Origin of the sequence: Streptomyces sp. NBC_01261 (assembly GCF_036226385.1) — a bacterium.
Taxonomy (GTDB): domain Bacteria; phylum Actinomycetota; class Actinomycetes; order Streptomycetales; family Streptomycetaceae; genus Streptomyces.
Genome location: NZ_CP108463.1, coordinates 5,311,794 through 5,323,377 on the forward strand (window position 1 = coordinate 5,311,794; position 11,584 = coordinate 5,323,377).

Here is an 11,584-nt window from a genome sequence, read left to right on the forward strand (position 1 = left end):
GTTGTGACGCGGGGCCACCGCGACCGACCGGCTCAGCGGTCGCCGACCACGCCGCACCGCCACGCCCAGGCGGCGATCTCCACCCGGTTCCGCAGCTTCAACTTGCCCTGGACGCTGGCCATATGCGTCTTGACGGTGGAGAGCGACACGAACAGCTCGGCGCAGATCTCCTGATTGGTCCGCCCTTCGGCGACCAGCCGCACCACATCAAGTTCCCGTCCTGTCAGGGGACTTGAGGACGCCTCGGCCCGCCGGGCGGCCTCCGCCGCGGGCCGTTGCTCACCGATCCGCTCCAACAGCCTTACGGTCACGGCGGGCGACACCAGCGCGTCACCGCGCGAAGCCGCGCGTACGGCCTCCACCAGCAGCCCGGGACCCGCGTCCTTCAGCAGGAACCCACAGGCGCCCCCGTGCAACGCCCCATAGACGTAGTCGTCTTGGTCGAAGGTCGTCACGACCACCACCCGCAACGGATCGACGGCCTTCGGCCCCGCGAGCAACCGGGTCACCTCCAGCCCGTCGAGCTTCGGCATCCGGATGTCGACGAGACACACGTCGGGCCGCAGTTGCCTGGCCAGCTCCACGCACTCCGCGCCGTCCGCCGCCTCGCCCACCACCTCGATGTCGGGCTGGAGTTGGAGGATGAGCCGGAACCCGGTGCGCACCATCTCCTGGTCGTCGGCGATCAGAACCCGGATCCGCCGCCCTGAACCACCCGCGCCGGCACCGCCATTGGCATCGGTCATGCAGGCGATCCTGTCACAGCCCCGCGCAACGGAAACTCCGCCGTCAGCCGCCACCCCCCGTCCTCCGCCCGGCTCGCGTGCAGCGTGCCCCCGACGGCCTCGGTCCGCTCGGCCAGCCCGACGAGCCCCAACCCGCCCCGCCCACCGAGCGGTTCGGCGTTCGGCGCGGCCCGCCGCGAGGACGGCGCGTTGTGCACCTCGACCCGAAGCCGCCGCGCGTCCCCGTCCCCCTCACCCGCCAAGGCGACCCGCACGGACACGGACGGTGATCCCGAGGCGTGCCGTCGTACGTTGGTCAGTCCCTCCCGCACCACGTTCCGCACGGATGTCTCCACCTCGGGATCGGGCCGCGCCTGCCGCGCCTCGGCAGCGATCTGGAGGGTGGCGGGGGCATCGCGTTCGGCGAACGCGGCGACCAGTTCACCGAGTTCGGCGAAGAGATCCCCCGGCCGCACCGCCCGCCCGTCGTCCTCGCGCAGCACCCGCACCAACTTCCGCATGGACTGAAGGGTTTCGGACCCGGCCCGCTCGATATGCCCCAACAACACGTCCACTTGCTCGGGCGCACTCTCCCGAATGACCCGCGCGGCCTGCGCCTGCACGACGATCCCGGTGACGTGATGAGCGACGAAGTCATGCAGTTCCCGGGCGAGTTCAAGCCGCTCGCTCTGCCGCACATCGGCGACCGCACGCCTTCTACGGTCGTCGAGGCTCCGCAGATGGCAACCGAGCCCGACGGCGGCACCCGTGGGGAAGGTCAGCAGGAAGGAGAAGACGACCCCGTTCACGTCCAACCGCATCGGCGCCGCGATCACGGCAACTCCAAGCGCACCGCTCAGAGTTGCCGCAGCCCAGGGCGACGACACGTCCTTCGCCGTACGGACCAACAGGAGCAGCAGACACAGCGTCTCCAACAACCCCCAGCCACCGAACGTCGACGTCACGGACCCGAACATCCCCACCGTGACCGCCCAGGAGACGAAAACGGCGACCTCCGCACCCCAGGTCCACGCGCGCACCTTGGCACCGGGCAACAACAGCGCCACGGCGGCGACAAGACCGGGCACCACCCGCCACCACACCCCGTTCCCTTCGAGCCCGGCGGTGGTGACGACGGAGGTCACATCGAGCACCCACAACAACGCCATGACCAGGGCCAACGCGGTGAGCGCGGTACGGCGGGACAGCCGGGAGAGGGGCGTCTGGTCTTCGGCCAGGTTCTGATTGCTCGGGTTGTGTCCGCGTGGGTTGTGTCCGCGCAGGTTGCGTTCGTCCAGTTCTCGCACAACTCGCAGCGTAGGGGCGTTCGTTGCCACCCGGCCTCGGCCGAAAGGACGACGCGAGGGACGCGAACCGGTCGCCCGGCCGAGGCGAACTGCCGTAGCGGAGAAGCATGTTGGACACATGAACCCCACCCCACCCCCTGTTCCTCCGCCGGTGTTGCAGGGCATCGCACTCTCCAAGTCCTTCGGGTCGACGCACGCGCTCGACGCGGTGGACATCGCGGTGCGCGCCGGCGAATCCGTGGCCGTGATGGGCCCTTCGGGTTCGGGCAAGTCGACGTTGCTGCACTGCCTGGCGAACATCGAACGCCCCGACAGCGGACGGGTGTTGCTGGACGGCGAGCGCATCGACCAGCTGCGCGAGCCGCACCACAGCGAGTTGCGCCGCGTCCGCTTCGGATTCGTCTTCCAGTTCGGCCAGTTGCTGCCCGAACTCCCGGCGGTGGAGAACGTGGCCCTCCCCCTGATGCTCGGCGGCACCCCTCGCCGCGAGGCGGAACGCCAGGCGCGGAAATGGTTCGCACCCCTCGGCCTGGACGGCAAGGAGAACAGCCGCCCCGGTGAACTCTCCGGCGGCCAGGCCCAACGGGTCGCCCTGGCAAGGGCGTTGATCACCGGCGCCGGGGTCGTCTTCGCCGACGAACCGACCGGCGCCCTCGACCAGACGACGGGCCAGGAGGTGATCAGCCTGCTGGTGAAGGTCACCAAGGCCCAGAACACCGCGCTGGTGGTGGTCACCCACGACGAGTCGGTAGCCCGCTGGTGCGACCGCACGGTACGTGTACGGGACGGCCGGATCGTAGGCGATCCGGCCGCGCGGGTAGCCGTAGCGCACACAGGAGCCCGCCCATGAGGACCCTCAACAGCACGACATGGACGCTGACTTGGCGCCTGCTTCGAGGCGGCGGGCGCCACGGCAACCTCGGCGTGGCCCTCTCCGTAGCCGCCTCGGCCCTCTGCACCACGCTCCTCTTCCTCTGCGTAGCCGCCAACTTGGGCTTCGGCGCACGCGCCACCCACACCGCCTGGCGCACCCCCGCGAAGTCCGACCTCTCCCACTCGGTCGCGATCCAGGCCGTAGCGACCACGTTCGTCGACGGCGCCCCGGTGACGGTCGTGGACGTAGCCGCGGTGCCGGGCGGGCGGACCAGTCCCCCCGCACCACCGGGCATGCCCCGCTTCCCCAAACCGGGCGAGGTGTGGACCTCACCCGCGCTGGCCGAACTACCGGGTTGGCAAGGCGTGTTGGGTCTATCGGGGCTGCCAGGGCCGTCGTCCAAACCCACCACTGGCACCTTGGGCCGAGCCGCACTGGCAAGACCGGGCGAGCTGGTGGCGGTGGTCGGTTACGCGGCCGACTCACCGACGATGACGACGAATCGCGGCACAGATCCCCGCCGCCCCGGGGACATGGTGACGCCCACCCCCATAGCAAACTTCAAGGGAGCACACCCAACGGACGGCATCACGGCCCAGTACCAGGACCTGACAAAACTCACGACAGCCCTGCTGATCATCCCCCTCCTGCTCCTCGGCGCCTCCTCCGCCCGCCTGTCCGTCTCCCGCCGAGACAGCAGGCTGGCCCTCCTGCGCCTGCTGGGCGCGGCACCGAGCCGAATAGCGGGAATGGCGGCGGCGGAGGCGGCACTGACGGCCACGGCAGGAGCGGTAACGGGCGCGCTGGGCTACGCGGCGTTGCTGCCCGTGGCCTCCAACATCCCGGTGGCAGGCGGCAGTTGGTACGTCTCCGACCTCTGGGTAGGCGCGCCGATCCTGCTCGCGATCCTCACGGGCGTGGTCCTGATGGTGACGATCAGCGCGCTGGCGGGCCTACGCCAGGTGGTCGTAGGCCCGTTGGGAGTCGTACGGCGTTCCCGCACCCCCCGTCTGAAGGCCGTACGCGCCCTGCTGTTCGTCGCCGTCCTCCTCGGCTACTGGCAACTCTCCAAGGGCCGACCGTTGGACATCAACGCGGTGGTGTACTGCTGCGCGGCGGTCTTCGCCGCGCTGTCGGTGATCGGCCCGTGGGTGGTAGGCACGTTGGGCTCGCTAGTGACAGACCTGGCCCGCCGCCCGACGACCCTCCTGGCCGGCCGCCGCCTACTGGACGACCCCAAGTCGGTCTGGCGCGCGGTCTCGGGCCTGACCCTGGCCGGCTTCGTAGCCGGCTTCTTCGCCCTGTTCAGCATCGCGGCGGGCTCCCCGTGGGCCACCCCCGGCCAACTCTCGCTCGCCGTACCGAGCGAGCGGGTCGCGGCGGTGCGTGAGCTGGCGGAGACGCGCTTGAGGCGGGCGGGGATCGGGGCGACGGTCGGTGTGACGACGACGTGGGTGGCGACGGGCACGGGGGCAAGTGGCGGGGGCGGCAGCGGAGTTGGAGGCGCTGATAGGGCTGAGGGCGACGGCGCGGATAGCGGCCCAGGCGGTGGCGGTGGCGGTGGCGGTGGCGGTGGCGGTGGCGGTGGCGAACGCCAGCTCACGGCAACCGTCACGGACCCGAGCCGCCTGGACGCGGCCCGCGTCGCCCTGACCGGCCTCACCCCCGGGCAGTACCCCCTCACTGGCACGGACATCGACTGGCAGTCACGCGAGTTCGACCACGACTTCCACCTCGCAACCCTGACCGTCCTGGCCGCCAGCTTCACGATCGCCATCGCCTCAACCGGCATCACAGCAGCGTCCTCAGTCCTGGACCGCCGCCGCACCTACGGCCTGCTCCACCTCGCCGGCACCCCCCTCCGCGTCCTGGACACAGCGAGGCGCACGGAGTCGGTACTGCCGGGCGCGGTACTGACGACCGGCGCGGTACTGACGGGGCTGTTCTGCGCGGCCCCTCTGACCTTCGCCGGCGGCACCCCACATCTGGACGCCCGCGGACTGGCCCTCCTCGCCGGTTGCCTGGCGCTGGGCTTCGCGGGGTTGGCGGGCGCGAGCGCGGCTAGTCGGCCGTTGCTGCGGGAGGTGGTGCGGGGCGCGGGGCCACGCCCGGACTGACCCCGGCCAAAGCAAAAGCCCCAGGTCACGGCGAGTGAGTCCTGAGGCTTCCACAGAGCCGCCTTCGGGATTCGAACCCGAGACCTACGCATTACGAGACCACGAGCGTTCGTGTTGTGCGATGCCTCGCCGTGCTGCCGAATGACGTTCTGCCTGATCAGACGATGCACCGCAGGTTGGCCTGTACCACCCCGTGACGCACCGTCCAAAGGCGTCCGGCCACCGGGCGGCCACCACAAGCACTATGGCCACGCGCACTGCCGCCTCCGCTGCCCGCCACACCAGTTGTGACAGACCTACAAGTCCCGGAGAATTCACGCTCCAGCGCTCGGCCTACGAATCTTGCAGCGAGCGGCATCGGCGGGAGTTCACCGGACGTCGACGTAGTCGGTGACCCGGGCGCTTCTGAGGTAGTGGTCTCCGGTCTGGCGGTCGAAGGCAACGGCCCAGGTGCCGTCCTGTTTCGCGGTCTCCGTGTCGTTGAGGTGGCCGTGTTTGTCGGTACCCAGGTCGGCGACGAAGCGGTAGGTAGTGGAGCCGCGGGGCTTGAAGTAGAGGGCGGGTGATTCGCCGAGCGGCTTCCAGGTGGTGCCGTTCTTGTACTGGAGGGTGCCGGTGAACCGGATGGGCCGGTTCTTGTGGACCGGGTCCGGGGTGGCGTGGAAGCCGGTGATGCGGGTGGCGTAGCGGTAGAGGCGGACGGGTTTGGTGGTGTTGGTCGCCAGGTCGGGGTTGCCGTCGAAGCGGGCGCGCCAGTAGGCGTTGGTGTTCGTGGTGGTGAGGGTGCGGGCGAAGTCCTCAACGGACAGGGGCTTGTTGTAGCGGAGTTTGATGGGGACGGTGGCGGCGTTCTTCCAGCCGCTTTTGCCGTCCTTGGAGTACTGCAGGGTGATGGTGGGCTTGGCGGGCCAGTGGGCACGTGCGTCTTCGTAGTAGACGTAGCCGGAGACCTTGAGGGACGAGGTGTCGGTGAGGTCCGCGCTCATGTCGAGGTGGGTGGCGTAGGCGACATGGAGGCTGAAGGGTTCGGTGGCGAGCTGCTGGAAGGGCCTGTCGCCGTTGCCCGCCATGAGTTCGGCTGCCGGGGCGGCGTTGTAGGAGGAGACGTGCAGCGTGTAGGAGCCGTGGCTGTCGGTGGTGGTCTCGCCGACCTCGAAGGAGGGAAGGTTGCGGGCGTCGAGCCCGGCAAGGCTGATCGTCGTGTTCGGCAGCGGCTGCCAGCCGGCGGTGGTCTGGATCTCGGCGCGGCCGGTGACCGTGCCGGTGGCTCCCTGCTTCAGGTTCAGGGCGTGCGTGCTCGCGGTGAAGCGGACCGGTGCCTGGGTGGTGTGCAGGTACTGCTTGGGGCTCAACAGGTCGATCGCGCCCGGGTAGTTGACGGAGGCCCCGGGTGCGGCCGTCAGGTCGACGGACGTCTGGACGGGGACGAAGGCGGCGGTGAAACGGCCGTCGGCCGCGGTGGTCGCGTCCACCCGCCCCCGCCCGGTCTCGATGTCGACGGGCACGCCGACGGCAGGGGTGGGGGTGTCCGGGTGGCGGGGGTCCGTGGCGACGGCGGTGCCGCTGACGGAGACCTGCTGATGGAGGTAGTCCGGCACAGCGGGCGTGGCGGTCAGCTCGGGGATCCTGACCAGGGTCTGGTACCGCAGGGTGTGCGGGGAGAGGGCGCCGGTGACGGTGGCGCCGGAAGCGTCCTCAAGGTCGACGGTCACCCGGTAGTCGCCGAGATCGGCCAGGTGGACCGGCGCCCGCCAGACACCTGACGTCGCGTCCTGCCCGGTGTACTGGGTGAAGTCCTCGGTCGATCCGGCCTCCGGGTCCCCCTCCGGTGCGTCCAGCGGATAGAAGTGCGCCGTGATGTGCGTGAGGGGACTGTCGGAGTGGGCGGTCACGAAAATCAGCCCCGGCTCGTCCCAGCCGTCCGCGTCGGACAGGACAGGTCCGCCGGTGGCGGTGTCCGCCCGGGCCGGGGAGAGGCCCGCGATGAGGGTGGCGGACAGGGCGGTTGCGGTGGCTGCCGCCAAGAAGGTGCTGCGTCTCAAGATGGTTCCCCCTGGGAATCGGACGACTTCGAGCGTGGGCATGAGGATCGAGAACTTTAGTGACGTGCTCTGACGGGGCAGTGCTTGGGGCGCTGTCGGGACGGTCGATCAATCTGACAGCCCATCAGTGCGAGGCGCTCGCCCAGGAACTGCTTGGGCGAGCGCCTGAACGCCCTTTGTGGATCAGCCGAGTTGGCTGACAACAGGGTTGTCGCCCTTCGCGGCGGCGTCGGCGGGCGGCAGGGCGGTGTCGTAGATGTGGATGTCACTGACCTTGCCGTTGGCGTACTCGCCGTAGATGCCCTGGTAGAGGCGGCGACCGATCTGGACGGGACCGGCGGCGTTCCAGGAGGTGCCGCTGTAGGTCTTGGTACCGGACTGGCGGCCGTTGACGTAGAGGGTGAGCTGGCTGGTGGAGGCGTTGTAGACGCCGACCAGGTGGGTCCATTGGCCGATGGTCGGGGTGCCGCCGTAGACGGCCGTGAAGGACGTACTGGTGGTGTCGTCGTTGTGGCGGCTGAAGGCCCAGGCCTGTTTGGCGGAGGAGTAGTACAGCTGGAGTCCGTTGGCGTTGCCCGCGCTGTCGGACTGCGAGAGGAAGGTCGAATTGGCCGTGAGAGACGCGGGGTTGACCCACACCGAGGCGGTGAAACTCTTGGAGGTGTCGACGGCCGGTCCGCTTGTGGCGGCGTATCCGGTGGTGGCCGTGAGGTTGAGGACCTTGCCGCGGGTGGTGTCGGTGGCCCAGGAAGAGGCGCCGCTCAGGGTGGCGCCGAGGGTACCGACGCTGTCCTTCGCGGTAGTGTCGGTGCCGTCGTCGAGAGTCCATCCATGGGTGGCGGTGTTGGTGACCGTGCCCAGAGAGACGGGGTCACCGAAGATGTACTGGGGCGGGGAGACGAGGACCCTGCTCCGGATGTACGGGTATTCCGTGAGCTCGCCGTGGGTGTCCACGGCGTACAGGTCGGGGTTGCCGTCGGGTCCGCCGGTCGGGCTGTTCAGGTCGCCCGGTGAGGCGACGACGGGGTAGGTGCTCGGTGACAGGGTCAGCGGCAGGTTGGCGTGTGTGGAGGCGTGCAGGAGCGCGGGCAATCCGTTGGCGTCGACGGTGAGCGGGTAGCTGTAGAGCGCCCCGGTGGAGTTGTCCCGTGCCCACAGGGTGGGCGTGCCCTGGAACTTGCCGGGCGCGATCAGCGTAAGGCCTGACCAGTCGCCGTCACCGAGAAGGATCGGGTCGGCGAAGTGCTTGCCGTTGTCGGTCTGGTATATCCACAGCTTGCCGTTCTCCACCGTGATGACGGCCGGGTGGCCCTGCTGGTTTCCGTAGACGTCGCCGGGTGCGATGAGTTGGGTGATGTTCCAGGGCGTGGTCGGGTCGTATCCGGCGCCCGCGCAGCGGCTGTCGGAAACCGTCGGCTGGCAAGGGTCCTTGGTCACGGGGTCGCCGGCACGCTTGCCGATGTAGCCGGGGAAACTGGACCAGGGGACGAGCTGGGCGGCGCTGTCGTCCTTGGGATCGAGGTCATTCGGGACGACGTACAACTGGGATGTCTTGCGGTTGTAGGCGAAGAGGTCGTCGACGTCCGCGCCGTGCAGATTGCCCCGGTGGGCGATCAGGTAGTTGTTCCAGCTGGTTCCGTCGGGCGAGTCGGCCGGGGTGGAGACGAGTGCCGGGCCGTTGATCGCGGGAGCAGTGCTGACCTGCCCGGTCTGGGCAGGGGTGGCGCTCTGGGCGGGGTCGGTGTCGCCCGGTATCAGTTCGAGGTCGCCGCTCTTGGTGGTGGCGAGCAGGTCGGGTACGCCGTCACCGCTGATGTCACCCGGTGTGATCTTGGTATCCGGATTCCAGGGGATGGTGAAGGTATAGCTGGCGGGGGCTTGAGAGAGGTTCCCGGCCGCGTCGACGGCGGCGACATAGAGAGTGTGGACCCCCCAGTTGGTAACCGGAACGGTAACTGTGCCGGTCGCGGTGCCTGAGTTGTCGCTGCTGGTGACGGAGGCTGGGGTGCCGGTGGTGGCACTGGGTTGGCTGTCCACCTGCCACAGGAAGTGGTCGACGCCGCTGGACAAGCAGGCGTTCGGGGTACAGCTGGTGTCGGAGGGCGCGCCGTCGGCTGCTGTCGCGGTGAAGCTCGTGGTCTTGTCGGGCTCGGCGTGGACCACCGGGTCGGCAGGGCCAGTACCTACGGGTGGGAAGGAGCTGTTCGTGGCGATGTTGGGAGTGTCCGGAGGGGTGAAGTCGGTCTTGAACCAGCAGTGGTCGCTGATGTCGGAGGTCAAGCTCAGGGTGGAGTTGTTGTCCTGGGCGTAGACGTCCCAGCCGTATTCGTGGCCGTCCTTGAGCGTGAACCCGACCGGCATGTCGGCGTCCGAGCCCGAGGCAACGTAACCGCTGTCCGGGGTGGAATCGCTGTAGGCGTTACCGCTGGAGTCGAGGACGGTGCGGTCCCAGACGTGGTAGTGGGCCTTCACGAGTTCGCCGGAGACGTTCGCTTTCACGGTGGAGTGCAGTTGGACCTTGCTTCCGGCATCGGAGGAGGTGACCGCACCGATCCAGCCGTCGCCGCTCGTGACGCAGGAGCCGTCGGCGCCGGTGGCGGGCGGCGTGGTCGTCAGGCTCGTCGGGACGTCTGGGGGGATGTCGAATTTCACGGTCATCGTGAGTTTGTTGGACATCCGCAGGTAGTCGTCATTGCTGGACGAGATGCTCTCGTTGCCGTAGAGGGCGACCGTCCAGTAATCGCCACTGGAGCTGTGGTAGGTCGCTATTCGCTGCGCCTGATCGAGAACCTTGAAGGACGCGGTGTGGTCGCTGCAACTGCTGCCGGAGTTGGCCGCGCTGGGGATCGTGGTCTTGACGGGGTCGTAGCTGTTGTCGACGGGGAGGGGCTTGTTGTTCCAGTCGGTGCTGGAGTCGATCGATCCGGTGGTGTGCAGGGTGATCGGCTGGTCTTGTGAGCAGTCCCAACTGGCCGCGTAGGTCGAGCTCACCGTGATGAGAGCGTCGTAGACCTGCATGGAGGGATCGAGGCTACTGGTGGGGATGGCGTAGTACGAGCGCTCCAGACCTGTGCCGCAGACTCCGCCCCAGCGCTGGTAGCCCACGCCTTCGCCGTCGGTCTGCGGCTTGTCGTACTGCGGACTGTCGGAGCAGGTGGAGCTGGAGTAGACCTCGTCGTAGTGGCCGGAGGTCTTGGTGTCCGGGTTGTCGAACGGGTCGATGTACACGGGGTACGTCGTGCCCGGGTCATTGAGCACGGTCGGGTCCGGTGCCAGCGTGACGCTGCTGGAGGTCGTACTCATCGGGACCCTGTCGACATTGGCTCCCTCTCCGGGGCCGTCGACGGACGACGTGGCGGGGGCTCCACCGGTCGCGCCGGGGTTCACTGTAGGCGCGATTCCCGTCAGCGCCTCGGGAAGGGTGCTGGAGTCCCACATCAGCGGGCGGGGACTGGTGTAGGCGACGGTGCCGTCGGCGGCAGTGGCGTTCATGCCCCCCGAATCCGTGCCGGAGAGGGTCAGGCCCTCGGTGGAGGCGGCCTCGGTAAGCTGCTTGATGTGCGGGTCGGCGGCGGCCGTTGCGTCGTGGACGACCAGCACATCGCTGAAGCCGCCCTGGTCGGTGACCGACACGGACAGATCCACGCCGGGCAGCACCGACTTGTACACGGCCGTGTCGTCGCTGACGGTGGGCGCGGGCAGGGCGAAGGGCATGGTCAGAGCCATGCTGTGCCCGTCCTGGTTGGTGAGGGTGACCAAGGGCCCGCTGCCGCCGCTGGACAGGGTGACACCGTTCGGCGTGGCCTTGGGCGACAGCGTTCCGTCCGGATTCGCGCCGAGGGTGGCGTCGACCGGTGTCCAGACACCGCCCTTGAGGACCCGTACCGGCATGACGTTGGTGGTGGAGGTGAACATGCCGTCGGGGTTGGCGGTGACGGTGGAGGTTTCCGTCGTCAGCGACTCGACGGGCACGTCGTGGCCGCCGGCGACGGCGTCGCTCTGGGCGGCCAGCAGCGGATCGGTCGGCGCCGGATCGTCGGCACGCGCCGAAACGGCAGGAACGGTGAGCAACAGGCCTGTCAGCACGGGCATCAGCGCCAGCCGGCGTATCAGCTCTCTTCGCTTACCCGGCTTTCGGGCGTATCCGGACAACACGAAACAGCTCCCCCTCTATTTGCCAACACTTTGCATTCGTGATCTTCATCACGTTTAAGGATGTTGAGGATGTGACGTGCAATGCACGTGGTGTCTGGTTTGTCGCTAGGTGATGATGTTCGCCCTTCATGGAAAGGGCACACCAGCCACTCAGTTGGCATACGTGATCGCCACATGGTCGGCACAGGGTATTGAGTTGCCCCCTTCCCATCAATAGCCTCCCGTCGATCACGCTTCCCGCGTGATCGGGGTGGGACGGTCTGTCAGGGCCGCTGGTCATGGGGGAAATGAGTGAGCGGCAAGCGGCGTTGGTTTGCGAGCGTCCAGTACCGGATCTGGGGCAGAGCATTGACTCTTGCCACGG

At 68.5% G+C, this 11,584-nt stretch carries 6 protein-coding genes; 2 read left to right on the plus strand and 4 right to left on the minus strand.

The window, feature by feature from the left end; translation table 11 throughout:
• Window positions 1-32: 32 nt before the first annotated feature.
• Window positions 33-746, minus strand: a complete 714-nt coding sequence (locus OG226_RS23375) for a response regulator transcription factor (protein ID WP_329349915.1) — start codon at window positions 744-746, stop codon at window positions 33-35.
• Window positions 743-2,032, minus strand: coding sequence for a sensor histidine kinase (locus OG226_RS23380; RefSeq protein WP_329349916.1), 1,290 nt, complete (start codon window positions 2,030-2,032; stop codon window positions 743-745). Before OG226_RS23380 ends, OG226_RS23375 begins: the two co-directional genes overlap by 4 nt.
• Window positions 2,033-2,150: 118 nt before the next feature.
• Between OG226_RS23380 and OG226_RS23385 the strand changes: the two genes are divergently transcribed.
• Window positions 2,151-2,882: an ABC transporter ATP-binding protein gene (locus OG226_RS23385; protein WP_329349917.1), complete on the plus strand. Its 732-nt coding sequence runs from the start codon at window positions 2,151-2,153 to the stop codon at window positions 2,880-2,882.
• Window positions 2,879-5,023: an FtsX-like permease family protein gene (locus OG226_RS23390; protein ID WP_329349918.1), complete on the plus strand. Its 2,145-nt coding sequence runs from the start codon at window positions 2,879-2,881 to the stop codon at window positions 5,021-5,023. The genes OG226_RS23385 and OG226_RS23390 overlap by 4 nt, the downstream gene beginning before the upstream one ends.
• A gap of 368 nt (window positions 5,024-5,391) precedes the next feature.
• On the opposite strand, the gene OG226_RS23395 is transcribed toward OG226_RS23390, so the two are convergent.
• Window positions 5,392-7,065: a hypothetical protein gene (locus tag OG226_RS23395; protein ID WP_329349919.1), complete on the minus strand. Its 1,674-nt coding sequence runs from the start codon at window positions 7,063-7,065 to the stop codon at window positions 5,392-5,394.
• Between the two features lie 183 nt (window positions 7,066-7,248).
• The gene (locus OG226_RS23400; RefSeq protein WP_329349920.1) at window positions 7,249-11,157 is read right to left on the minus strand and encodes a LamG domain-containing protein; all 3,909 of its coding nucleotides are present in this window, start codon (window positions 11,155-11,157) and stop codon (window positions 7,249-7,251) included.
• Window positions 11,158-11,584 lie beyond the last annotated feature (427 nt).